Annotated in this window: 18 protein-coding genes; all 18 read right to left on the reverse strand. The window is 38.3% G+C overall.

The window, feature by feature from the left end; genetic code table 11:
- Window positions 1-4: 4 nt before the first annotated feature.
- The 18 genes from JO950_RS08040 to JO950_RS08125 all read right to left on the reverse strand — a co-directional run bounded on the left by JO950_RS08040 (window position 5) and on the right by JO950_RS08125 (window position 24,823).
- Window positions 5-2,251 (reverse strand): DUF4157 domain-containing protein, encoded by a 2,247-nt coding sequence (locus tag JO950_RS08040; protein ID WP_202702178.1) that lies wholly within the window; start codon window positions 2,249-2,251, stop codon window positions 5-7.
- A 25-nt stretch (window positions 2,252-2,276) separates the two neighbouring features.
- On the reverse strand, window positions 2,277-3,785 hold the full coding sequence (locus JO950_RS08045; RefSeq protein WP_202702179.1) for a DUF4157 domain-containing protein: 1,509 nt from the start codon (window positions 3,783-3,785) through the stop codon (window positions 2,277-2,279).
- Between the two features lie 78 nt (window positions 3,786-3,863).
- Window positions 3,864-4,739, reverse strand: coding sequence for a DUF6734 family protein (locus JO950_RS08050; protein ID WP_202702180.1), 876 nt, complete (start codon window positions 4,737-4,739; stop codon window positions 3,864-3,866).
- Window positions 4,721-5,308, reverse strand: a complete 588-nt coding sequence (locus JO950_RS08055) for a hypothetical protein (RefSeq protein WP_202702181.1) — start codon at window positions 5,306-5,308, stop codon at window positions 4,721-4,723. Before JO950_RS08055 ends, JO950_RS08050 begins: the two co-directional genes overlap by 19 nt.
- Window positions 5,309-5,321: 13 nt before the next feature.
- Window positions 5,322-7,127: a contractile injection system tape measure protein gene (locus JO950_RS08060; RefSeq protein WP_202702182.1), complete on the reverse strand. Its 1,806-nt coding sequence runs from the start codon at window positions 7,125-7,127 to the stop codon at window positions 5,322-5,324.
- Window positions 7,128-10,586 (reverse strand): PKD domain-containing protein, encoded by a 3,459-nt coding sequence (locus JO950_RS08065; protein ID WP_202702183.1) that lies wholly within the window; start codon window positions 10,584-10,586, stop codon window positions 7,128-7,130.
- Between the two features lie 12 nt (window positions 10,587-10,598).
- Complete coding sequence (locus tag JO950_RS08070; protein WP_202702184.1) at window positions 10,599-13,301, reverse strand: hypothetical protein; 2,703 nt, start codon at window positions 13,299-13,301, stop codon at window positions 10,599-10,601.
- Window positions 13,289-16,627 (reverse strand): baseplate J/gp47 family protein, encoded by a 3,339-nt coding sequence (locus JO950_RS08075; protein WP_202702185.1) that lies wholly within the window; start codon window positions 16,625-16,627, stop codon window positions 13,289-13,291. Before JO950_RS08075 ends, JO950_RS08070 begins: the two co-directional genes overlap by 13 nt.
- A 72-nt stretch (window positions 16,628-16,699) precedes the next feature.
- The gene (locus JO950_RS08080; RefSeq protein WP_070908779.1) at window positions 16,700-17,110 is read right to left on the reverse strand and encodes a GPW/gp25 family protein; all 411 of its coding nucleotides are present in this window, start codon (window positions 17,108-17,110) and stop codon (window positions 16,700-16,702) included.
- A 2-nt stretch (window positions 17,111-17,112) separates the two neighbouring features.
- A complete protein-coding gene (locus JO950_RS08085; protein ID WP_017497863.1) occupies window positions 17,113-17,403 on the reverse strand; it encodes a PAAR domain-containing protein in 291 nt (96 codons plus the stop codon).
- 253 nt (window positions 17,404-17,656) lie between these two features.
- Window positions 17,657-19,402, reverse strand: a complete 1,746-nt coding sequence (gene vgrG / locus JO950_RS08090; protein ID WP_202702186.1) for a type VI secretion system tip protein VgrG — start codon at window positions 19,400-19,402, stop codon at window positions 17,657-17,659.
- Entirely contained in the window at window positions 19,402-20,085 is a 684-nt protein-coding gene (locus JO950_RS08095; protein ID WP_017497865.1) for a hypothetical protein, read from the reverse strand. Before JO950_RS08095 ends, vgrG begins: the two co-directional genes overlap by 1 nt.
- Before the next feature lie 2 nt (window positions 20,086-20,087).
- A complete protein-coding gene (locus tag JO950_RS08100; RefSeq protein ID WP_165607941.1) occupies window positions 20,088-20,246 on the reverse strand; it encodes a DUF5908 family protein in 159 nt (52 codons plus the stop codon).
- Window positions 20,247-20,248: 2 nt separating this feature from the next.
- Window positions 20,249-20,695 (reverse strand): phage tail protein, encoded by a 447-nt coding sequence (locus tag JO950_RS08105; protein WP_017497867.1) that lies wholly within the window; start codon window positions 20,693-20,695, stop codon window positions 20,249-20,251.
- A gap of 2 nt (window positions 20,696-20,697) precedes the next feature.
- Complete coding sequence (locus JO950_RS08110) at window positions 20,698-21,126, reverse strand: phage tail protein (RefSeq protein WP_202702187.1); 429 nt, start codon at window positions 21,124-21,126, stop codon at window positions 20,698-20,700.
- Window positions 21,127-21,265: 139 nt separating this feature from the next.
- Window positions 21,266-23,362 (reverse strand): phage tail sheath C-terminal domain-containing protein, encoded by a 2,097-nt coding sequence (locus tag JO950_RS08115; RefSeq protein ID WP_202702188.1) that lies wholly within the window; start codon window positions 23,360-23,362, stop codon window positions 21,266-21,268.
- 19 nt (window positions 23,363-23,381) lie between these two features.
- A complete protein-coding gene (locus JO950_RS08120; RefSeq protein ID WP_202702189.1) occupies window positions 23,382-24,224 on the reverse strand; it encodes a hypothetical protein in 843 nt (280 codons plus the stop codon).
- Window positions 24,221-24,823, reverse strand: coding sequence for a DUF4255 domain-containing protein (locus tag JO950_RS08125; RefSeq protein WP_202702190.1), 603 nt, complete (start codon window positions 24,821-24,823; stop codon window positions 24,221-24,223). The genes JO950_RS08120 and JO950_RS08125 overlap by 4 nt, the downstream gene beginning before the upstream one ends.
- Between the last annotated feature and the right edge of the window lie 93 nt (window positions 24,824-24,916).

A 24,916-nucleotide genomic window follows, 5' to 3' on the forward strand; every position in this document is an offset into this window, starting at 1 on the left:
CAATTTACCAAGGTGGATTAGAAATTTGAATTACTCCTGAAAATACGGTAATGTCGACCCGCTGTATAAAATAATTATTATGAGGCTCCGACCATAAACTGATGACGTGAGTTCCGTCGATTGCCATTGCCACGTGTCCTGGGTAAGGGTCGCCCGAAGCAGTATAAAAAATTAACTGCCCGACTGTTGGCGTCGTACCCGGATAGGTAGGCAGACCGCTGTTCCAACCCAATTGGCTCCATATCAAAATATTTGGATCTCCGCCGGAACTAAATGCATTATTATAGAAGGTCTGAATCCAGGAAGCATTAATTCGGTTAGACAGATAAGCAGCATACATGATGCTTTCCCAGCAATTCATAGTCGCAGCAGCCGGAAGTGTTCCGGAACCGCCATTGGTTACAAAATAAGCGAAGAAATCATTGTTAGGAGGGTTTCTCCAATACATTGACCCCAATAAAAGATGAGAGAAAACGGCAACAGAAACCGGAGCTGTCAGTCTTGAATTGATTAAGCTTCTGATGCTGGTATCTGCCAATGCAGCTTGTCTGTCGCCGGGAGAGGCATTTAAGATTTCATTTCTAATGGCATCATAATCAGTACTGTGATTGAGAAGCCAGGTAAGTTTTGGAATGAAATCTGAACCTTCATAATTAATCCATTCTAATTGTGTTACAATGTCAAAATTGAGATCGGTTACAGCTTCGACCATGGTTATGTTATCACAAATCGTGCTAAAAAAATCTTTCCAGAGAGGCGTTTTTAAAGCGTCTTTTTGTGCCTGGTCTGTACTGGAATGTATGACCCATGGTTTTATAGTAGCATAATCGAGTTCGAATCTCGTCATGAACATTTCGGCGTTCAGCCAGGTCAATTTAGTAGCTAAATCAAACTGCAGATCGTTTAACGCCTCAATTATAGTAATATTGTCGCAAACGTCTACAAAGAAATTCATACCCACATCGGTATGCACTTTTAGGGCATCTCTTTCGGTTTGGTTAGTCGTGGTGCTTGTAATCCAGGGTTTTATGTTTGAATAGTTGATTGACCAAGTGGCAGAAAAGACTTCGGCTTTAAGCCATACTAATTTTGTTATTAAATCAAATTGTAAATCGTCAAGAGCTTCAATCATATTGGCATCAGTACAAACGTCAACAAAAAAGTTTTTCCAGACATCGGTTTTTAAAACATCTCTTTGCGTTTGATCGGCAGCGGTTACCATTCCTTTAATTTCACTGTAGTCCATGAAAAATGTTCCAAAGGTAGCGGCGGCATTTACCCATTCCAGTTTTGTATTCAGAGGAGCTCCCAAATTATTAACTGCTCTGATCATTTGGGCTACATCAAGTGCTGCAGCCATTCTGGTTTTGTAACTGCTATTGCCTAAAATAGTTGCTTTTTCAGTATCGTTAAGCTGAGAACACATTGTAATGACTTCATCTTCGGGAACATTAAAACTGTCGAGCATTTCGTTTAGACTGTCTAAATTGCTTGAAGGATTCTGTTTTTGAATGTTGGGTTTATTGCCTTGCTGTATCGTGTGCGTAAGTTCGTGTGCTAACAGATGTTTTCCGTCCTGCGAATCGGGATTGTATTTTCCTTCGTTAAAATAGACGTCATTACCATTGGCAAAAGCCTGAGAGCCTAATTCTTTGTTCATTTGAACAGCATTAGAATCATTGTGGATTCTCACTTTGCTGAAATTAGTCCCAAAACCGGATTCCATTTGTTCCTGAGTGGTATTGGTCATGGGAGAACCACCGCCTTTACTGCTCCGAAGTTTGCTTTCCAGCGATGCCGTATTTGTTGGACTTGTTTCAGTTTCGGCACTTTTTTGAATTTCCTGTTCCTCTTCTTTGGTCTGAACTTCCTCTTCGGTTTTTTTCTGCTGAATCAGTGGTTTTGAAATCGGGTTTTTTTCGACTGGCTTAGGAGTTCCGGCTACAACAGTTTCAGTTTTGTTTTGAAGTGTTTCTTCCTGTTCCGTTTTTAATTGCGTAACAGGGGTACTCTGTTCTGCTAAAGATTTTTTTTGAACTACAGAAGATGGACTAAAAAAAGATTCCGATTTGGCATTTTGTTTTTGAGAAACGATTTGATCTGCTGCTTTGTCGGCTTCCACTTCATATTTGTCATTCGATTTTCCGATACTGAGCTTGGTCTGTACGCCAAAAAAATCCTCACCCTGCCTTGAATTAAAGGCGGATGGTCCGGAAGGACTGGATTTTGATTTTTGGTTAAAGGCTCCCATGTATCGTTAACGGTACTTGATTTTATTAATGTCTGTGTTTTGATCCCACACCTTTAAAAGCATTCTCTCCACAGGAAGCAGGAGTTCCAATGATCATGCTGAACTTGCCTGCTGTTGGGGCGGTGAAATTAATTGGAACGGTACCACCAATTTTGAACGAGGTTGGTCCCATTAAACTTTTCCCTGTGGAATCAATAATTTCGACGCTGTAACCCGAACAGGGGTTCTCGTTTTTATTTCTTGTGGTTGTTAATGAGATTGAAAATGATTTACAATCACCATTTGTTTCTAATGTTTCAATATGAACCGGATCTGAGGAGAAATGAAATATATTCGTTATATCGCAGGTCTTTTTGTCTTTTTTCTTTGGTGGTTTTTTCTTTTTGTCTTTGCCTGGACCTGAGCCTTTTCCAACATAAATATCATCTAAACGACCAATTGTTTGTACGCCAACAACACCATCGTAGCTCAGACCATTATCAGATTGGAATTTGAATACAGCAGCTCGTGTTTCACTGCCAAAATCACCATCAGCACCGAATTTAGGAAGCTGATAACCTAAATCCATTAAACCCGATTGTACTTTTTCTACAGGCTCGCCCTTACTTCCGGTAGCGAGATAATCTAAATCATCGTGCGTTTGCTCTAATTTGTAATCTCCTTTAAAACGAGGAGATTCTAAATCTTCAGCTGCAGTTGCAGAAGGATCGACGGATTTTTGTACGGCTCCGGTTTGCTGAATGGTATGGGTTAATTCATGTGCCAGCAAATGTTTCCCTTCGCGAGAATCCGGATTGTATTTTCCTTTGTTAAAATAGACATCGTTGCCATTGGTAAAAGCTTGTGCTCCTAATTCCTGACTCATTTGGACAGCATTCGTATCAGTGTGAATTTTTACATCGCTGAAATCCGCACCAAAACCCGATTCCATTTCTTTTCTGGTTTTTTTGTCTAAGCCGTTTCCTCCACCTTTTGAGTGGTCCAGTTTTCCTTCGAGTTCATTATTCTCAATTTCGGCATCGGGATTTTGCTCTTTCTTTTGTAAGGCCTTGTCTTCTTCTTTTTGATCTTTAGACTGTACTTTTTCTTCTTTTTCACAATCAGCACATTTCTTTTGTACCGGTTTCTCTTCTTCCTTCTTATCCGATTTTTTCTGTACCGGCTTTTCCTCTTCTTTTTTATCTGATTTTTTTTGTACCGGTTTTTCTTCTTCTTTTTTGTCGGATTTTTTCTGAACAGGTTTTTCCTCTTCTTTCTTATCGGATTTTTTCTGTACAGGTTCCTCTTGTTTGATTTCCTTACTCTGAACAGAAGAGATGGTCTCTGCAATTGGTTTTTGCTGTACGTTTTCTTTCGACTGCAGAAGACTTCCTCCGGACGAATTATTATTCACTACTTTATCGGCAACCCGGTCTGCCTCAACTTCAAACTGGTCACCGACTGTTCCGGTTTTCAGTTTTTTCTGGATTTTAGGTCCAAAAAAAGCGGAAGAGGAGGATTGAGCAATTGGCTTTTTATTTTCTAGCGTTCTCATCACTTCATTGTTTTATTATTTGAAATAAAAAAATATTTCTTTACCCTTTACGGGATCAATTTTCCGGAATAAAGGGTGCTACGATGCGAGCATCGTTGGAGAGCTGGTTTCTTCTTTTGGTATGATCTGATGTTTTTCGAGTTCGATCTTTATTTGTGCGTACCAGTATGGAAATATTTTAAACAATCGATATTCAATTTCTTCCGTAATGTCTTTTTTGTACTTTTTAATACCAAAGAGATGACTGTAGCTTATTTCACTGGCATATTTACTCTGTTCGGTTATATTTTTTCCTTTAAGAAGCAGGGTAGGCGTAATATTGTTATAGTCTAATACAGAAGCCAGATTGTATTGTTCTATGACAATACAGGGCTCAAAACCTTGTTGCTTTAATGGTTCAAATTCCTTACGGTTGGTGATATAGATTTTTTCCAGATCATAATAGGCATTTATAAATTTATCGCGCAGTGTAAGGTCATTAAACCCCAGTATGCCACAGCTGTAGGAAAGTCCTAAATCAGGATGCCAGTAAGGTAAATTTTGCGTGTATTGGTTAAAAAAATCGATTTGTTTTTTATAGTGCGCTTCATAACCGCATTCTTTGCGTTCGAGAATAATGGAGTCGAAATTGAAATTGATTTTCTTTTTTATAAACACATCCGTATCGAGGTGAACAAAAGGTTTGGTCTGCTTTTCGATGGCATGAATTTTTGATTTCATCCACAATTCTTTATTGTGTTCCTTATCCATTTTTGTGATTCTGCAGGGCAGCATATACAAAAAATTATAGGCAGTTTCGTCTGCATAAAGCTCAATGTCCTTGTACCAAAGATGACTGTACAAAATACTCAGAGCGGTCATGTAAACGGTTTCCTTAAGTTTATTGCCCATCTGCCAACGATTATTGATCAGAGGAAAAGCGTTCAGGCTGTATATTATTCTTGGTTCTTCCATAAAATATCGCTTAAGGTTTGCAGCTGTTGTTTTTCATCCAGATAGCAGACGTTGTTGTATAACGAAGCTTTTTTACTGTGTTTATAGAGTCTTTTCCATTCGTATTTTTCACCCGTTGCTTCTGAGGTCAATTTCGGAATCTGGTCATTATGAAATGTTTTCATTTCATCAAAGGTGGCGTGCCATACCATTTTACCTAATAAATAGGACTGGGTTAAGCCTATTTTAGAGAAATCTCTTTTGTAATAATCTGTATGGACATTTTTATCGTTGATCTGGTATTCTGAAACCAAAACTTCCCCCTCCAGATCATAAAAGCGGTTGAAAAAACGGGTGATCACTTCATTTTCTTTAATGAGGGATAAATCGTCTTCATTTTCATAAATAATATCAATATCATTTATAGGCATATCGTAATAAGCACGGAGGTTAATGTAATCCGCAATTCCGCCTACAAAGGCAATCTTTGTGATATCGAGGTTTTCAAAAATATTTTTGAGAGCTTGTTTTTGCTCGTAGAAAATATTTTGTTCATCTTCTTTTAGAAATGTGTTTTTTTCGGTTTCCATGTTTTATATCGTATTACCAGTCCACAAAAATGATCTTGTCTTTCCATGCGAGTTTTACAATTCCCAGATTCCAGCTAATTTTATCTAATAAAATGTCCTGTGTTTTTCTTTCGACAATGACTTTGGGGTTGTCTTGGCTAAGAATTATTTTACCGGGTCTTTGTAAATACTCATTTTGTAATAGGGCTATAGAAGAATTTTTCATAATCGGCCAGTTGTCTAAAACGGCTTGCAGCATTTCTTTGCCTTGATCTTTTAACTCTTCCGAGAGTATAATGTTTCGGTTTATAGGTCGGTTTATGGGGATGTTGCACAACATTTTTTCGAACAGCATTTGAGATTCGTAATCCTGCTCCCGATCTGTCGCGATATAGTGTAGCAGATGGGCGGCAGTTTCGGGATCGTTTATCGTATGGTCTTTATGGAGTAAACCGCAATTCCCGAAAAGATGTTTCAAAAAAGGATGCACCAGTATTAGTCCCGCATTGTTTACATAGTGTGAAGAAGGAACATCCGAAGTTGCTCCGTCAGCAGGGAATAATGCCGAATGCCAGTCTTCCAGATCTTTAGTTTCTTCATTTTTACTTTCGATTTCCTTACTACGATTCAAAAGAGTATTGATCTCTGCCGTTTCTGCATCATCGGTTTCCGGGGATTTTGAAGAAGGATTTCGATTTTCTTCGGTTTTCTTCTTTTTATCAGGATCAACAACTTTATGAATTTTTTCCTTTTCCTTATTTCCAGATTCTAAATCTTGAGCTTCCCTATTTTGAGCCTCCATTTTAGTATCAGGTTGAGGTTTGTTAGCAACTTCAGGAGATCTGTCAGTTTCTGAAAATTTTAATTTTAAGAATTCTTCTTTATCGCTTTCCGGAAGAACGTCGGAAGCGATTTGTTCAGAAAGAGCTTTTATATTGGTTATTTCGGGAGCAAGATTGCTTAGTACGGAGAGTACTGATTTATCGGATACATTTTGCCTGATTTGTTCTAATATGATTTTCAGGTTTTCCTGAGTTATAGAAACAAAAGAAGCAATCAGCTGCACTAATTTTTCTTTTGTCAGAGTTTCATCATGCTGTAACAATTCCGAAAAGACTATTTCCCAAATTAGATTGCGCTGATTTATGCCCTGTTTCGATTTCGAAACAAGTTTGCGCATATTGCGATGGATCTTTTCAATTATTTTGGTAGCTGTTTCTTTATCATCGGCGGTCAAAAGAAGTGTTTTTTTAAGGATATCATAAATCTGTGCGTCTGATAATTGTTTGATGAAACGGGTTCTGATTTGGGAGTTTTTCAATGCATTTCGCAATTTTGAACCGAAAGTTTTGTCTCCAATATTTTTTTGTAATTGAGGATCCTCTTCCGGACCAGGGGGAGTATTACTCTTACGATTGCCGTTACCGTAGTTATTGTCGCTGGTAATCACCCACCAGGGACTGGTTCCTGTTTCCAGAAAAATAAAGAATTCATCACTGTTTTTTTCTTCGCGGTTTATTAATTTGTAACGCTGCGTATCGGGAAAACCTTTTTGAATCTGATCTTCAATCTGTTTTTGAAGTTGATTTAAAATTTCCAGTTTTAAGGCATTAAAATTAAGTTCAGGAGCAACAGAAAGGTCTAGGTCTAATTTTTCGATCTGAATACTGTACAGTGGTATTTGAGTATGGAGCGTATCAAAATAGGCTTCTAAAAGAGGAAGGAGTTCTTCTTTTAGAAACGTATCCAGATGATCTTTGAGGTAATACGCCTTCTCTTTAGATTGGGTATTGACCTCTAGAAACAGCTTGTTGATGATATGGCTCCCAAGGTGTTGCATTTAGTTTAAACTTTTTAGTTGTGATTCAATGGCTTCCAGAATAAATTTGATGTCCTTAAACGGAATCTTCTGATCGGTTAAGAAACTTTTTAAGGTTCCTTTAGGATCGGTCTTATACTGATTTTTTACAAAACCTTGTAACAAGCTGTCTATACGTGCCGTAATGGTTGTAAAGGGTTTTTCGAATTTATTTAGGAGTTCTGCGGGCTGGCATTTTATGATGGTATAGAAAAGCGAGATATGACTTTCGGTAAGGAAACTCAGTACTGTTTTTTCCTCTTCCATTCTTGCATTTTTTGAACCCAGTAATAAATTGTGGTATACAAGTTCATTGTACATCTCGGGTAATGCAGTATTAAAATCTCCATTGATATAAGCACTGGTTTCTTTTTCAACACTTGCAAATTGTTTTTGAATTTCAGTAATCAGCGAAAGAGTCTCTTTACTAAATTTTTGTAATTCAGGCTGCTGGTTGATTTTTTCAAAAGTCAGGTTCGTTTTTTTGACGAATTCTACTGCATTAGTCAGACAGGGATTTTCAGTCGGTTTTTCGCGAATTCGGATATCTCTCGGACCGTCTATTGATTCGCCGCATCTTTTGTTGAGTGCAGAAAGCGATACTTTGATCACGTCGTTTTTGTATAGCGAAGTTGGTCGTATGATGGCTTCTGTAGCATCGGTTTCGATTATCTCTTCTTCAATGTTCCAGATGTATTTTAGAGCATCCGTGGATTTGTTGCTAAAGGCAATCTGATTATTTCTGATTGCATGGCTAAACAAAGCTACAGGTGGATTCTGCATTATAATAGTAAGGTTCGAAGGTTTACCGTTTATTAGTATAACCACCTGATCGACATCTTTAGGAACATTATTGCCGATAAAAATGTACTGACCGGCATCATTTTGGGAGACTCCCGGGCCTGATAAGACGGTTTTCTTGCTATTCGGTTCAATGGTTAAAACATGTGGTTTGAGATCATTTTTACAGATGTTTTTAGTATCGATGCTTACTACTACAGGCACTTCAAAAGTCACCGGATGCTGTGCCTGAGCATTACAGTTTCCGTTTTCACCTGTAACTTTTACCTGAAAACTATAGCTTTCTTTAGCGGGTACTTCATAGACATAAATATGTTGAATTTTTGCTTCAGTAGTGGCAACAGGCTCACTGCCATCACCAAAATCCCAAACATATTTCATGTCTTTCTGATTCTCACCGCTAATACTAAAATCAACCACAACCCCATCCTTATGAAGCGATTTCGGGAAGACAAAGGTGAAATCAAATTTTGGTTTTCTGAAAATGGTTATTTGACAGTTGGTTTCAAAATTATTGACTGTAAAAGTTATCGGTTTTCCGATGAGTTCTTCACTGACCAATTTTGGATCAAAAACAAATTCTCCATACTGATTTTTGGTCACTCCGCCATTCAAATCTTCGTCTACATCGGCTTTTACAAAACCTCCGGTTGGTGTTACGTGAAAGGGGAAGTAAGGTGTTGTTTCATCAAAGCAGATATGATTCATAGGTAAGGACAGCGTGATGAAATTATCATCGCAGCATAAATACGGCAAGGTAAAATCGGCTATTACGGGATTTATCACGATAGATTCTCCGGGTTCTTTTTTATCGCCTTCTTTTTCAAAATCGCCTGCGAGTGAATTTCCACGCGGATATTCGTACGGATAACCATAGCCGTAATAATAAGGATATTGACTGTACTCTCCTTCGATATAGATCATGACAAATGTGCCTCCGGGTGCCACACCGGATTTGTGCTCGTATCCGTGATTTTTGTTCAGATAGTAGGAGGTATAATTTTCAACTATTTTTTTCGCGTCATAGGCTTTTACTCCAAGTACAACAACATTGAATCCTAAACCGTACTGACGTCTGATGGCCTGAATCGTTTTTAGTGCTTTTTTGTAGTCTGTACCCTGATGCCCTTCGATTCTGTAGAAGTTGTGATCTGAGACCATTTCGTTAGGCCATTTTGTATTCAATAAGTTATCGTGATAACTTCTGTTATTGCGCTGTTGTCCGATAGTGGTTTTTTCGTAATCCCAAAGTTCAATAAGATGATCGCCCACGTTATTGTAAAATGGAATTGCTTTTTTACCAAGCGAACCCAATTCAAAACTAGGAGTGATTTTTATATAAGTATAGTTTACATTGTAGTTCGCTAATAATTGTACGCAGCGTTTTATCAGACTGTACAATTGCTGCAAATCTGTATTTTTTCCATAACAGATTGTAATTTCTTTACCTTCTAAATCGACAATAAATTCGTTAATGGTGTCTTTCTTCCCGGGTTCGTTAAGTGTGTCAAAAGGGAGACAATCGTTACAGGTGCTAAGGTTTTGTCCCGTGAGCAATGGTGATTTGTAAAAAGAATGTCGGTATTCAAAACAAGGACCACTTTTCTGCACTTCTCCCAGCATTAAGTGTTTGGGGAATGATTTGATGTCCGGAAAGCAAAAATCATAGTCCATATTTGATAATAAAAGTCTGATCTCATTGTAAGTATCAATTAAATCGTTGAGCAGATCGTATCGGTACTGAAAATCAGGTGGGACATTTTTTTCATCAAAACTGTACAGAGAAGCCAGATTCTTTTTTATAGAATCCAATATAGTTGGCATTTTTAAAGGGGTCAATAGGATCTCAAAACCGTCTTGCAGTCTGACCACTACATTGTTTCTGAACAGACCATTGGTGAATTTTCTTTTGATTTCATAATAACTGCTAAAATCTTCGGGCTGTAATACAATGCGGTTAGAGACCAGTTCCGGAAGTTTGTAATACAGGTTAGAGAATTTGATTTTGCTAATGATTTTATCATGAGTGTTTATCTGCGCCGCAACGGTTTTGCTTACCAATAAGGCTTTGTGATTGCCAATGATTTCCAGTCCCTGATTGTCGCAGGAAAGACTGACACAGAGATCGGAATCTTTTTCATACGATTCGATATACAAAAGAACGACAGCATCCGTTACCTCTAATCCGGTATTTTTTTTAAGATAATGTATCGGATAAGTATTGGCACTTTCGATAAGCTGCTGTTCGGCAGTTAAAAGTTCGAAGATCTCAAGCTGTTTTGAACCATCGTAAAAATAAGGTTTGTAAGCCGCTTTTTTGTTGTCGTATACTTTATAATGCGTGTATTGTTTACTTTCAAAATCAATAATTTTTCCGCCGTTTGGAGTAGACTTGTACAACTGTATAAGATCACCGTCGGTTGTGATACCGCTGCCTTGTGTTATGGTAATGTCTTTTGAAACGGGGCTGTACGAAACCTTAAATCCGCAAATGATGCCGACACCACTAAGACCAATTCTGGAAATACGATCCTGATCATCAAAATAATCTACAATCTCGTTAAGATGTCCTTCTGTTAGTACCTGATTTTTAGTGAATCTTCGGTACAGCGTTGTTATGGTTGAAAGTTTTACTAACATTTTGAATGGTATTTATAGTGATCCTAAATTTGTTTTTCCCAGTATTATTTTCTCGAATTGATTTTCGTTTTCGTCGTTGCAGTCAAATAATCTTCCTGTAGGATATAAATTGCTGAGGTTCGATAGAGAGGTGATAAGCTTTATGAGATCTGTCTCCGGCTGATCCTGATTCAATAAGGTTTTGGCAAATAAATAATCCTTGTAAGAGTTCTCAAACCGCAAAAGTTCGTTTTCTGCCGGATTTTGAATTTCATTTTTCCGATGTCCGATCCAGCAGATTTTTGCCAGCACATGCGCCGGTAATTCTTCCTTAATTACTTTTTCGATATAATTTCTGAAATCGATGTTGGCAAAACGCAAAGTATATCCGGGCAGAATAATACTGACGCGATAGGAGTAAGGGTCGAGAGGTTCACAGCTCTTACACTCATCGGTGCAGACCGGTAAAAATGTTGCCAGATTTACAATAGTCTGGTTCACATCCGGGCGAAGCATCATGTGTTCTACAATAAACAAACCTTCTTCTGTAAACACTTCTTTCATAAAATGAATCAAATCGAGAATAGACTGTTTTACTTTAGCCAAAGAACTGTAGTAAGTGTACCTTTTGGCAATGATACGGTCCTTATTGTTCACATCCGTAATTAACGGATTAATGATGTCATACGAATACTTTCCGGAAGGCGACCGGTGTATCTGGATGTTATCGATGACCTGCGGATCTGTGATTCCTTTTTTAAAAGCCTCTTCGACATTGTATTCGCGGGTTTGAATGATTTGTAAAATAGCAAAATACATTTCCCGATTGGCGACCGAAGTGTCGTAATACTCTGTTGTGGCCGAGAGTACGATTTTGTTTTTATCATCCCTGATTCTCCATCGGTATACCAGTTGATTGTCGGAATCAATAAAATGATAGAGATCTACAAAGGAATCCGAAAGATGCCTTCTGTTGTAGTTTTTAATCCCCAAAAGCCTTGCAATTCTCTTTTTTACCCCCGAGACATTATCAGTATCCCAGAGATTGCTGTTGGGCTGTCGGTAATAGTTAAAAGAGCTGCCGCGGTTTTTGCTTACGATTTTATAATCTTTCAAAAAGTCTTCTTTGTTTTTCAGCACCACCTCATCCGTAGCACTGCCATAGATACTTTTGTTAATGAAAACATACTCAGAGAAACGTTCTGCAAACCGCCCTAAAAGATGGTCCAGAATAGAATTTCGTCTTTCAATATTGTTGTCCAGCTCTTTAAAAAGAATTTCGGTCAGATAATCATCATTGTTTTCAGGATAGTCCTCCACCAGTTCGCTAAAGCCTTTAATGTCTTTCACCGCCTGAGTAAAAAATGTTTTAGTGAGATTGCCGCTTACCGAAAGTATTTCATTAACCTTTCCCAAATGTTTAAAATAACTGGCCAGAATCTGATCAAAGAATAATAGATAGGCTTTAAGCTGTTTGGCCTGCGATTGTCGGGCCACTGTGGCTCCTGACGGTAAACCGACTTCTCCGATTCCGTACGTATCCGGAAAATCGTTCTGTATGGTGGTATAACTGTTTGGGTTTAAATAAGTGCCTTTTGGTATTTTCAGTTCTTTGTGTTTGCTGGAATAATCGGTAGCTTTATCTTTTACGTCATTAATTCCCTTCAGATAAAGATCTACCTGGGTTTTATTGATGTTCAGAGGCAGTACGCCTTTATTGTAGTTGAAAACACTTTTATTACAGATTACCGGTTTTTGGTATTCTTTGAGGCAAAGCAGCCACTGATTGGCCACCGCTTCATCATCGCCGCAATTCCCTAGAGAAATATCTTTGATGGTCAGCACTCCGGGCACATTCATGATCAGTTTGATAATATCCGATAATCGCACCTCACTGGTCAGTTCGGCTTCGATTAATTCTTTGGTATCAATAAAACCGTGTTCCAAAACCGGCCCGTCAAAAATTTCTAAGGAAGTGTACCCCTTATCAAGCATTTGCTTAACCGAATAAAAATTAACGGTGGTTGATAAATAACCGTCTAATGCGGTTAACACCAGGGCATGAACCATTTCTTCGTCGGCCTGAGTATCGATCTCAATACTGGCACATATTTTTATAGGATATTCATCGACTTTTATAATGTTGATCAGGTCTTCACACAGATTTCTGTTGGCATGAAATTTTTGTCTGATTTTGTCTTTGACACTATTAATTTCAGAGAGTTTATTGCTCTCGAAATCGACATAAAGATCGTATAAGCCTTTGAGCTGAAATTGCTTTTTAAGGCGGCTTGGGACTTCGCTAAAATCCTGATAATTATAGGATAGCAGTTCGTCTTTGCAATTCACGTAAACGGTTTTGTAGTGCTTTGCCGGCCAGCAGTTTTTAACGCCGTCGATATCGATAAACAGTTTTCTGTAATCCAGTGCAGTAACCGGACTTGTAGTCAATACTTCGGAAGCCTTAAAAAACTGGTTGGGAATATCTTTTTCTTTTACGTCAGAAGCAAGGAGGTTTTCGATTGGCAAATCGGTTCGCATACCGAGATCGGTTATCGCATAACAAAGCATCTCCAGCATCGTGATACCGGGATCATGCGAATTAAAATCAGTCCATAATTTGCCACCCAGTTGTTCGATATACTCAATGCCTTTTTTTCTGAGATAGAAAAAATCCAAGTCATCTTCGGTCGCAACCTTTTTAGGAATTGTATTATGTGGATTTAGTATTGACATGACTCTTCGGATTGAAAATTAGGTGTTGTACAACTGTTGATTTTTGTAGAAATGATATGATTTTTTACCGACACCAGTATGCGTTTTGGGTTAGACGGTGACAGTACCGGCAAGAAATCCAGTGTTGCCTGATAAGTAATATCGTTCGGATTTTCTGATTCGGTATTGTCTTTGAGTTTCGCCATTTCTAACTCTGCTAAATAATCTACATAGTATAATTTTTCGATATAGTCAATGATCGTACTCCGGTGTAATTCAATCCCAAAAAGGATGTCCTGAGTGGTGTCAAATGCCCACGGCGACAAAAATTTGGTGATATCTTCATTGAGCTGTTTTTTATAAAAGTTTTCATCGTATTGAGCATAAAACCGCACATTGAGTTTGATGATCACCTTCTCGTATTCCGGATTAATTACAGCGACTTCGACATGCATACTGTTGAGATTGCTGATGTAATTTCGAATCTTATTTAAGGTAGCCGTATTTACTCTTGGTTCATAAAGGTCAAATACATTTTTGTTTATAATATCCGGGACCACTATAAGAGTAATATCTCCGGGAGAAAGAAAGGATTCCTTTTCATTATTGGTATGGTTCAGGCATTTTACTCTGAAAACTTCCGGAAACTCCTGAAGGATAAGATGCTCATAATCCCATAGCGTTATCGCTCTGTTTTTGTGGCGAAGACGTTCACTTACCCGTTTGTAATAGGTCTCGTCTGATTCCTGTGCTTTTCCGTTAAAAGAATTAAAAGGCTGTGCGACACTTTTCACCTGTGTGATGCGGGTAATGAGTTTAGAAATCGTTTCAGCGGGCAATCCTTTTTCTAAATGAGACAATTCGTTATTGTGGTTGTAAAATTCGGCTGTAACCACTTGTGTTTTAATATCGATTATTTTGCAGACGGCATCATAAGCTTTATGCATTTTTGCTCTTACCCAGATCAGGTTGTCCGGAAATAAAGTATTTGTTTTGGTAGCCTGTTTTGGAATCGCAAATTTCAGTATCCCCGACTTTAAAAAATTATCGGTAGAATTGGCTAAAATTTCATTCTCGATATTTTTCCATTGATTGTTACAAAGAACAAACCATTCTATTTTTTGTCTCCCCACGAAAGAGTCTACCTGTGGATTTTCGCTTCCTTCAAGTATCTGCACCAATAAAGCAACCTGCTGTAAAGTTTCGGCTTCCTCAAGACCGATGTAAAATTCGCCTCCTTTGCAATAATCAGGAACGAGACGGCTTGTAAGAGCGCTATTAGCATCCAAAACCCCTTTCTGTCTGGCAACATTTTTTAAATAAGAATGTTCTTCACTCTGTCCAAATGGAGCTTCATGAAATAATCGGATTCGTTCTGACTGATATTCGACTTCGGTTTGATGGGTAAAATTGACCGTTTCCTCCGCCGTATAATCTAAACTAATGGTTTCGACAAATGGCGTATAAGCTTCATTCGGAATCAGGGTATCCGCAATTTTACTCATAACAGCGAGTGTATATATTTTGGGGTACAAAGAGTGCAGCAACGATTGGTTTAGCGTCAATCGGATCGGGCCGCTTTTGTCAATGTCGTAACCGTCTCCTGCTAAAGGAAATTCGGTTACATAAACCCCGTCTTTTAGCGTAAACAAAGTAGTGTCTGTAATTTTAGTTTCCCAGTTTTCTTTATTTAAGAGAGATACATTACCTTTAAAATAAGCATCGGAGTCTACAATAAGATCGGTGTCGACGGTGTTAAGAATCAAATTACTTTTTTTTGGAATATTTATGGCGACAGCATCTGCTTTAGGCTCAGGGTCTTCCGGCTGATTTACGGCTTTGTCTTTTATAATTTCTTCCAGAAACATTCCGTTAAAGAAAAGAGTCTGGCTTATTGTGGTATCCTGATATTTCTTTTTGTAGGCCTGATAGTGCGTTTTAAAAGATTTGGGGGTGTTTTTCCATTTTATAGAGACGTTGATATTCTTCCATTTTTTGGAAAACATTTCCGGATAATCAATAAGAAATGAGGAACCGCTGGTAGGCTGTGTGGTAAAAGGATAGAAAGGCTTTTCGGCATTTAGTAAACCGGTATCGCTTTCGAGTAATAGTGATTTTACATCTTTTACGTCTACTTTAACACCAATGCTGCTGACGGTTTTGGTCACCAGATTTCTAAACAAATAATGTCCTTTTTTGTCTTCTGTACGAATTAAAAATCGGATAACAGGTTCTGTAGTAGAGAAATGTTCTCCTAATTTCTTTTGATTATAGTTTACAACAGAGGGGGTATCTTTTGAAATTTGAAACACCAATCGCAATTGCTTTCCCGCAATACCTGAAGTAGCAGCTGTTCCTATAAGTTTAAAAGGACCAAGCCATGCTTTTTCACCACTGCAGAAAATGCTGATATTATCAACAAGATCATTGACGGTAATGGGTTCTTTGAACGGTTCGGTATCAAAAGTAAAAGCCTCATTGAAGGTAACGGTAATATCGATATTTCTTTCGCCTTCTTTTAGTTGCAATAAGGGTGAAGCGATGGTAAAGCCAAGTCTGGCAGCTTCCAGTTCAGTATATTTTTCTTCATCAGAAGTATATCCAAACGGCAGCCAGTACTTGGATCCTTCCTTAAGACTTTCTCCCTTTCCATCAAGAGAGTTGGCCACCTGGCTGCATTTTATCTCCCCTAGCGTGATATCATTATAAACACTCTTAAGCGCCGTAATTTGAGCTTTGTTGGCAACTAATTCTTCGGTTGTTTTATAGATAAGTTTGTTGCCTAAAGCATCTTTTCCGGCATCCAATTGCGTTTGTGCTTCGATTCGTTCTTCGGTACTTTTTTTAGCCAGCTCGAAAATAACATGTACCTGATCCGGTTTTGCAGCGAGTTTTTCGATTTGTAAAATATCCTTGTAAAAGAAATCGAGATGTTTTTTGGTAATTTTATTAAAGCGCTCTTTAGACAGTTCCAATAATTTCAGGAAACAGATAAAAAGGGTCATGTGAGGCGTTAACGTGCCTTCGAATTCAATATCCCGAAGTGTTTCCGAAATACTTTCTTTCAGAAGCGTATAATCTTTGTCTTTTCTGTTTGGAATGTCTTTTTTCGAATAGCCAAAATGATCAAAAATTTCCTGCCAGTTTCCGGAAGCTTTTTTGCTGTTGTTGGTGTCAAAAAAGTTAACCTGTTTGGCAAAATTATAGGTAAAAAGAAACCAGTCTTCCCTATCAAAGTCATGGAGCTCCAAATTGTGGGGATCGAGAATACTATTCACGCGGTCGCCCTGATCGGTGCCATTTCTTTTAAATAAGGTATCGTTGGTATGGTCGCTGTTGTTACACATAATGCTTTTTATATCAATTTTACTTATATTTTAGTCCAATGCAATTGGACTATATTGAATATACAATCGGTATTAAATATTAGTTCCTTCTTGTTTGTAGAAAGGATATACCATATTAGTTCTGGAATTGGTTGCTCTGATTCTGTAATCTAAAGCCACTAACAATTCGCCATTTAAATCATCTCCCTGACTGATGTCGATTTTCTCCACATCAATTCGCGGTTCATGGTATAAAATGGCGGTTCTGATGAGTTCAGACACATACGTTTTTAAGGTTGTGGTTAACGGTTCAAAAAGAAGTTCGTCTACATTACAGCCGTATTTAGGGACCATAATACGTTCTCCTATTTTGGTTGACAATAGAATCTCCAGACTGCTTTTAATGTCTTCTTCATCAGAAATCATTACAGTAGCTCTGGTTGTTTTCTTAAATTCGGGAGGAAAACTCCATCCGGTTCCTAAAAAAGCTTGATCTGTTTCCATAATTAACCAATTAAAACGGTTGCTAATCCGGCTACTATTGTGCCTCCATGTGCGGTGGAATCCCCCATACGTGCTGCGGGTTTTCCTCCAATTAAAACGGTTGCCGAACCTGCGGCGATGGTATCAGGAGGTCCTGTGCAGGTAGCCATATCTCCAACACATGCGGCTGGAACTCCGCCAATTAATACGGTTGGCGAACCGGCAGGTAAAATTGGTCCTCCCACATGGGGAACGGTTCCGGTAACCATTGGGCAAACGTGCATATCTGTAATTCTGGCGGCTGGTGCTCCCATAATTTTTTATATTTCAGTTCAATATTTTTTATATTATTGAGTACAATTGGTATTGACTTAACCTTCGTTGAGTGTAATTCATTTTAACACATAGTAACATAGGTGTTGCATCCTAAAAAAGGCGTTTCACTTTATTTAAATACACATAACCTTTTATGTGAAAGAAATAAGTTTCTTTTCTGCTCTCTTTTTGCACTTAAAAATCTATGTTTCTATGTGTTAAAACTTTTTTTTTAAAATTATCTCCAACAGATTAATTTATTTGTACGATACTTCCTTTTACAATAGCCACTGCGCTTGAGGACATTTCAGCTCCCGCACTTCCTTCGGCTTTAAACTGCGCTTTGGCTTTTAAGGATACGTTGGTTCCTTCAATTTTAACGTCACCTGATGCGACTATCTCAATGTTTCCGGCGCTTTCCATTTTTATACCATTACTGTCTATGGTAATGACATTCGAATTTTCATCTTCAATAACGATAACACCTTTATCTTCGTCGAGTGTTATTTTTTTACCCGCCGGAGTTTCAATTCCTATCGATTTTTTCTCGTCGTCAAACATGACCTTCATTTCACTTCGGGTTACGATCCCTTTTTGGTGATTATCGTCTGAAGCTGTTATAGGAGCAGGCTTTCCACTACTGTGAAGCATGCCCAAAACAATGGCATTGTTTGGATCTTCGTTGACAAAACCAATAATTACTTCATCTTCTATTTCGGGTCTGAAAAAAATGCCTCTGTTTTCTCCTGCATCGGGCGAAGCAACACGGCACCAAATACCCTGTTCTTCATTGTTGATGATGGGAATTTTGACCAGAATGCGGTCTTCACCATTAGGGTCGCCTTCCAGTTGTGTGACGATTCCGGCGTGAAGTCCTCTTATGGCCGGCATGATTCCGGAACCTGTTGGCGTGTGAATGTCATAGGTTTCAGAGAACCACTCCGGATTTAATCCGAATTGGGCATCGATGGTCCAGTTTCCCTCTGTTAGTTCGTGAAAAACTCCAGTGATGTAAGCGCTTCCGTTGAATCGGTCACCAACGCCTTCCAGTGTAATGATGGTGTTGGGCTTTACGGCAGGGATTCCTTGAAATTTGACTCTTCCACGAACTTTGGATAATTGCTGAAACAGTAATTTGGCGTCGGCCCAATCCTGCAATTCTGTTTCAGTAATGGTACCTCCGTGACGCAGTTCCAGATTTTCCAGTTCGATAGTTTCAGACAAATCAGAAGCCGATAAATTTCCATTGAGACTTACACCAGGATCATTGGCTTCGATTTCCACTAATTCCTGATTGGTGTAATCCCAACTGTACGAAGACACTTTGGCAAATTGATTTCGGGCATCAATTTCGGCATCAAAATCAAGCAAAGTTGCTCCGAAAGTAATGGTTTCAACAGCTGCTGAACTCAGATCGGGTTTGCTGATGGTGATTTTTCCGTTCTCTACAAAACAAAGTTTTCCGTTAGCCTGTGCTCTTGAAACGATAAAATCCCAGTCGGAAGTATTGTACTGAACCAGTTCTTTATGACTAAAATTAGTAGCTTCAACGTCTTTTTCCAGTCCGTATGTACCTATAATTTCCTCAAAAGCATCACTGTCTTTTACATCATAAAAATACTTGCTCTTTCTGCCGATCGTTAGTTTTACCGCTTCGTCTTTACATTCAATAATGAGCAAAGAAGCACCGCTTTTTATTTTGATAGAATGTTTGATGATGACTCCTTTGTAAATGGCCTCCTCATCATTGTGATAACCGGCATTGATTTCAATTTTTTTCCCCGGAATCAATAAATCCTCATTACTCAGTTTAAAATCTCTTTCAGAAGCTTCTCCGTCTGTGAGAACAATTTGAGCCATAGGAATCCGGTTCACCTCATTTTGCACTACAATACTTTTTACCTGATAGGTTTTAGACAATTCTTCCCCTTCAATTAAAATTTTGTACGTTACTAAATCGGCACTCTGACTGGTTTGTATGACTCCGCTGTTGTTCATCAGGATTGTTTTTGTAAGGGTGGGAAAAATAGTTTTTGCCCGGTTTTTAATTTTCTGAAATTGATAATGTTATTGACTTTTGCAACTTCGAGATAATACTTAGAATCACCGTAAATATGATAGGTCATCAAGGGTAAAGTATCGCCTTCTTTTACAATTCTGTAATGCGTTAAATCCGGCGATTTATTATTTTCTCTGGCTGCTCTGAGGTTGTCTTCCACAAAACCCTGAAATTTCGCTTTTGCGATAGCTCTGATCGGAGTTCCGTCCGGATTAAAGAGTTTGAATTCTATTTCCATTTCGGTTAGAGCCCCTTTAAAAAGCAAGGTTCCCCATGAAATCATGAGATAGTTGGGTTTGTGTTCGTCACCGTTGTAATCCAGAATGACCTTTTTAAATTTCTCAATGTCGTCTATAATACCATTACTCGAACTTTTGTAGCCGCTAATCACTCCCGATCGGTCGAAAACAAAATCAAGTTCCAGATTCTCCGGTAGTTTTTTGTTGAACTTGGGAGATACCGTACTCGTTCCGGAGGCCTGAGTGTCATCAGTCTCAATTTTATAGTGATAGGTATATTTCTCCGGATTCATAAGCGTAGAAAACTTACCATCGGCAATTTTGTTATTAAACTGCGGGTCACTATAAGCAACGATTTTCAGTTTTTCTAATTCTCCAGCCATGATTAACGTTCTTTTTTACGTTCGATAATTTTCATTACCTGATCTACGCATTCTGCAACGGGCTCTTCTCCTTTACTTTTCGGAGAATTTGGAGAAGCAGCCGGTTTTGATCCTTCACTCACATTTATTTTAATGTGAAGCTCTTTTATTTCTATTGGCATAACTAACTTTTCATTAAGGTGAAATAATTATAAGTAAGCTCAATGTTTTCGACGACGAGCTTGCTTTCTTCGGCATTAAAGTCTTCCACCGACCATTTTACAGGGTAGGCGTGAACCACATTCCAGGAAACCAAAGGCTGATGCTCCTGGTTCAGTAGTTTGACCGTCAGGTTTACGGGTTCAAAAGAAAAATTTTCAATAGCTTTTCTGCACCAGTCAATGACATCAGAATCAATCAATATTCCTCTCTTTAAAGTCAGGTTTGGATATTTTGTCTTTACCGGGAGTTTGTGTTTGAATCTGTTTTCTCCACCCTCGGCAATTTCTTCTGTCTCGATATCAACAGACAAGCCGGAAACCGATTGGAACTGATGGTCTTTTTCTTTCGTACCAAGACCTTGAAATTCTACTAAAAAGTGAAAACCGACAGGTGGATAATAATTAGCCATGATTAGTCATTTTGAATCGATAAACCTTCGTGAACCAATTCCATAGATTCAATAGCGACTTCGTTTCCGTCGGCTTTTAAATCAGTGGATTGAATTTTGGTAGGCCATGCATTTTTTACTTTCCAGGTGATTACAGGATTGTGTTCTTCGTCCAGTAATTTGATGGTAATATCCCTTCTTTCTATGGTATTTAATTTTACCGTATTCCACCAGGCATAATACTCATTATCACTTTTAAAAGTTCCTCTTTTCAGTGTGATGTTGGAGAATTTCTGCATGCCTGGCATTTTGATCTTGCTGTACTCGGGACTTGCTCCCTGACGGTATTCAATAACCTCAGTTTCGACATCTAATCCCGAAACTTCTGTAAATCCTATTTTTGTTCCACCCCAGTCAACTGAGAAATGAAACTTTGATAGCGGATAACTCATGATCTATGTTTTTTAATGTTAGTGTTTTATTGTACATGTTATATTTTTAAAACTGTCCTGAGACTTTTGGAATAATGCCGATATAGCATGAAAATAGGCAATTTTTATTGGGCTATATTGAATGCATAATCGGTATTAATTAAGATTCCTGCATTTTGTGAGAGAAGCGAAGTATGATAAATTCCGCCGGACGAACTACTGCCATTCCAATTTCGACAATTAATCGGCCTTCGAGAATGTCTATAGCCGACATGGTTTGCCCCAGTCCGATTCTGACATAAAAAGCCTGTTCCGGTTTAGCTCCTGCCAATGCTCCGGCTCTCCATTGCAGAATCAGGAAATTTTCTATCATGGCTCGCACGCGTATCCAGGTGTTGGCATCGTTAGGTTCAAATACAAATTGCTCGGTCGCTTTTTTGATGGATTCTTCGGCCATATTAAAGAAACGTCTCACCGGTACATAACGCCATTCGTTATCGTTTCCGGCTAATGTTCGGGAGCCCCAAACCAACGTTCCTTTACCAGTGAAACTTCTGATGGCATTGATCGATTTACCGGCAACCGTATCAACATTTAAACCGTCCTGAATATTGTTGGTAATTTTAACGGTAGGTTTTATGACATAGTTCAGACTTACATTGGCTGGCGCTTTCCAAACCCCTCTGTCTTTGTCGACTCTGGCATAGACTCCTGCAATAGCCGAACTAGGAGGAAGTGTTATAGGAAGGTTGTAAATTTCGGTAAGGATTTTATTGTAAGTAGCGTTGTCAATTGCTTCCAGAGCACTTAATTTTCTTCCGTTTAATTCTCCATTATTTAAATCTTTTCCGCTAACCGATTTAATAGCATTCAAAAGCGCGGTAAGGGCGGCGGCAATGCCTGAGAAATTATTGACTAGTCCGCTGATTCCGGTTTGAGCATTCAGTGGAGTATAGGTTACCAGTTTTTTTATTTCTGTGTCAAAATTTAAAGTGTCGGTTAGTAGAATTTTTTTCAGTTTAGGATCTGTGTTTTCATCCTGTATTTTTTTCTTTAACGCTTTTAAATTTTTATAGACAGCATCGATTTTACCCGGAGCCGTAAATATTAAATTGAAAGTATTCAGGGTTGAGGTGATGGTGTTTGCAATTCCCGGATCTTCGTCTGAGATGGTACTGATGGCAGCATTGGCTTCATCGTTTAACGAACTCTTTAATATGGATAAAGTTTCCAAAGTAGTCAGTAAAGGGTTCAGTTTATTTAAGAAAGCCGTTTTTTTGGCAGGGCTGCTCGCGAAGGTTCCGCCTAAATCAAAACCGGTGGCATTATTACTATACATCTGCAACAACAGATCACTAATCTGTCCGGCAATATCGCCGGCTACTGGTTCGTTTACCAATTTGGTTACCGTAGCAGCTATTCCGGTTGCGGGGTCTTCAATAGGTACTAATCCCACAGCAATTTGATCGTAGGCTTTTGCCGTATAAGAATAGTGTTTTAAGACAATTTTACTTGCATCAAAAGCATAATCAAGTATGGTTTCTAAATGTGGATAATAAGCTGCTCCGTATTTAATAGTATCTTTTTCAGAACTCACTTTATTTCTTAAATCGTCTATATTTGCATCTGTAGGGCTTGATTCATCATAATTAAGTGTATCAATCAGTGTAAATCTGTCCTGAAGATTTTGGCATTGGGTCAGCGCATCGTTGTACAATCCGTAGTAATCCGTAATCGTGATTCCTGATACTTTTGTGGCGTCGGGAAACAATAACAAAGTCGGTTCATCTACTTTTTCTATTTCTGCTAATCCGCTTTTTAGTGCATTACTGTTGTTGATCGCAGTAACAGCAGAATCTGCATCGTCTAAATCATTGCCATAACGGCCTACTGAAACAATGTAGCAAGGACCACCGCCATTTGCAAAAAACAATTGCAGCGAATAATACATCAAAAAGGGCTGCTTTGAAGTAGGCTGATCTACAATAATAGATCTAACATCACCATTATCCGTAGAAACATCATTGATGGTAACACTAATGGTTGTTTCCGGTTTTGCAAGACCAAAAAAACGTTCGTACTCTAAGAGAGAGGTTATTCGGGTGGGCTTTAATTTCAAATCTCCATTAATCTTGTTTGTAGCTTTTTCAGTATAGCCAATAAAAGCGGGAATTGCTGTTTCTACCTGGGCAACAGAAGGAGGAAATTTTACGATTTCCTCAACATATACCCCGGGTGTTTTGTAAGTTGTTGCCATGATTAATTGTTTTTAATTATTAAATAAATATTTCAGAATAGTAATCACCATTGTCTTTTGTTATTGCTTTTACAGATGGATTAGGATAGCTGCTGCTCACGGGTTGCGGTACGTCAAAATCGGTTAGCGGGTCAATTTCAACAAAGCCGGAACGTGTTAAGGGTTTTGTTGTATTGGTTTCAATTTCGGAGGCAGCTTTGCGGTTGATGTATTTCCAAAGCGTTTTTCGATTGTCAAAATGGATTTTGAAATTTGGACTGTTTATTTTACCATCATCGTCTATACTATTTTCAGGACTATTATCGCCTTGCAGCGTCAGTGAAATAATCCCAAACAGGTCTTGTGTTTCTGATGAATGTAGTGTTGAAATTAGATCAGTTGTGGTTTCTTCAGATACTAAATATGCACTTGATATTAACTTGTTGTCATTAATTTTAGGCAGGTATTTGAAGCTAACCGGTTCTTTAGGAGGTTTCACATTACTGAACAGAAAGACCCGGTTAGGCGTAAATTCTAAATTGGTGTAATTTTCAAATTGATAGTCATGGATAGTGATTAGAAAGTTCAGGTTCAAATCGGCAGGAACTTTGATAAACGGATCTGTTTCGTCATCTTCTTTGACTTTAATATAAATCTTGAAACCTGTTTTATTTTCTTTGAACACCATTTTATAGTTTTGGAGTATAGTGTGGGTCTCCAGAGTTGGTGTGATCGTGGTGAAAACAGCAGTGTTGAACTTTTGAAGCATCTTTTCTTTATCGTCATTCGACATACTTGCAAAGGTTTCTTCACCATTATTCAGGAAATAATTATGCAAAATGGTTACCTCCAATAACAATCCGTATGTGATACTATAACTCATGATTGTTTTCTTGTTTTCGTTATACCCTTAATTCTGCTGATAAGTGGTCCTTCACTTTGAGCAATATTGCGTTCAATTTGTATCATGCTCACCTTGTACAAAGCCGATGGAAGCTGTTTGCCGCCCAGAGTTCCCCAGATATAGTTCAATTCTTCAAAAGTGGGGGTGTAAAGCTCAACGGTAAATCTGAAGTTGTCGATATTGGCCATGGCCACATTATTTCGGTTGTAAATAGTATCAGACTGTGTAAAAAGTTTTTTCCCCTGAAAAAAAGTAATGATTTTCGAAATATCATTTAAAGAGTTGATGTATATGGTTCTGTTGGCGCTAAAGAGCAGGTACAGATTTAAGTTGATGACACTGTTTTTATAGATCGTTTTATTGCCTTGAACAATGTGATTGGGAAAGTTTTTCAAAGTCGCTTCTTCATCCAGATTGATAAGAGTAAGTGCTACCTTATCTTCCAGATTTCCGGATACCGTTTCATTTTGTGACTCCAGAAAAGCAATGTTTTCAGGCACAACCGTTTTTTCTAACCCAATTTCATCGAGGTAGTTGTTGACTTGTTCTGTAATAATCTGAATAACTTCAAAAATCATCTGGTGAAAAATTTTAATATTCTGATATTCTTTAAGAAAAGGCAATTCAAATCTCTGCCTTTTTTAAAGCAGTGGGTGTATTTTAGGCTTGTT

The sequence above is a fragment of the Flavobacterium sp. UGB4466 genome (assembly GCF_903469665.1).
GTDB lineage: Bacteria > Bacteroidota > Bacteroidia > Flavobacteriales > Flavobacteriaceae > Flavobacterium > Flavobacterium lipolyticum.

Bases quoted from the DNA above. Each gene is read 5' to 3' on its own strand.
- JO950_RS08040 (WP_202702178.1), bottom strand. From the start codon at position 2,251: ATGGGAGCCTTTAACCAAAAATCAAAATCCAGTCCTTCCGGACCATCC.
- JO950_RS08045 (WP_202702179.1), bottom strand. From the start codon at position 3,785: ATGAGAACGCTAGAAAATAAAAAGCCAATTGCTCAATCCTCCTCTTCC.
- JO950_RS08050 (WP_202702180.1), bottom strand. From the start codon at position 4,739: ATGGAAGAACCAAGAATAATATACAGCCTGAACGCTTTTCCTCTGATC.
- JO950_RS08055 (WP_202702181.1), bottom strand. From the start codon at position 5,308: ATGGAAACCGAAAAAAACACATTTCTAAAAGAAGATGAACAAAATATT.
- JO950_RS08060 (WP_202702182.1), bottom strand. From the start codon at position 7,127: ATGCAACACCTTGGGAGCCATATCATCAACAAGCTGTTTCTAGAGGTC.
- JO950_RS08065 (WP_202702183.1), bottom strand. From the start codon at position 10,586: ATGTTAGTAAAACTTTCAACCATAACAACGCTGTACCGAAGATTCACT.
- JO950_RS08070 (WP_202702184.1), bottom strand. From the start codon at position 13,301: ATGTCAATACTAAATCCACATAATACAATTCCTAAAAAGGTTGCGACC.
- JO950_RS08075 (WP_202702185.1), bottom strand. From the start codon at position 16,627: ATGTGTAACAACAGCGACCATACCAACGATACCTTATTTAAAAGAAAT.
- JO950_RS08080 (WP_070908779.1), bottom strand. From the start codon at position 17,110: ATGGAAACAGATCAAGCTTTTTTAGGAACCGGATGGAGTTTTCCTCCC.
- JO950_RS08085 (WP_017497863.1), bottom strand. From the start codon at position 17,403: ATGGGAGCACCAGCCGCCAGAATTACAGATATGCACGTTTGCCCAATG.
- vgrG (WP_202702186.1), bottom strand. From the start codon at position 19,402: ATGAACAACAGCGGAGTCATACAAACCAGTCAGAGTGCCGATTTAGTA.
- JO950_RS08095 (WP_017497865.1), bottom strand. From the start codon at position 20,085: ATGGCTGGAGAATTAGAAAAACTGAAAATCGTTGCTTATAGTGACCCG.
- JO950_RS08100 (WP_165607941.1), bottom strand. From the start codon at position 20,246: ATGCCAATAGAAATAAAAGAGCTTCACATTAAAATAAATGTGAGTGAA.
- JO950_RS08105 (WP_017497867.1), bottom strand. From the start codon at position 20,695: ATGGCTAATTATTATCCACCTGTCGGTTTTCACTTTTTAGTAGAATTT.
- JO950_RS08110 (WP_202702187.1), bottom strand. From the start codon at position 21,126: ATGAGTTATCCGCTATCAAAGTTTCATTTCTCAGTTGACTGGGGTGGA.
- JO950_RS08115 (WP_202702188.1), bottom strand. From the start codon at position 23,362: ATGGCAACAACTTACAAAACACCCGGGGTATATGTTGAGGAAATCGTA.
- JO950_RS08120 (WP_202702189.1), bottom strand. From the start codon at position 24,224: ATGAGTTATAGTATCACATACGGATTGTTATTGGAGGTAACCATTTTG.
- JO950_RS08125 (WP_202702190.1), bottom strand. From the start codon at position 24,823: ATGATTTTTGAAGTTATTCAGATTATTACAGAACAAGTCAACAACTAC.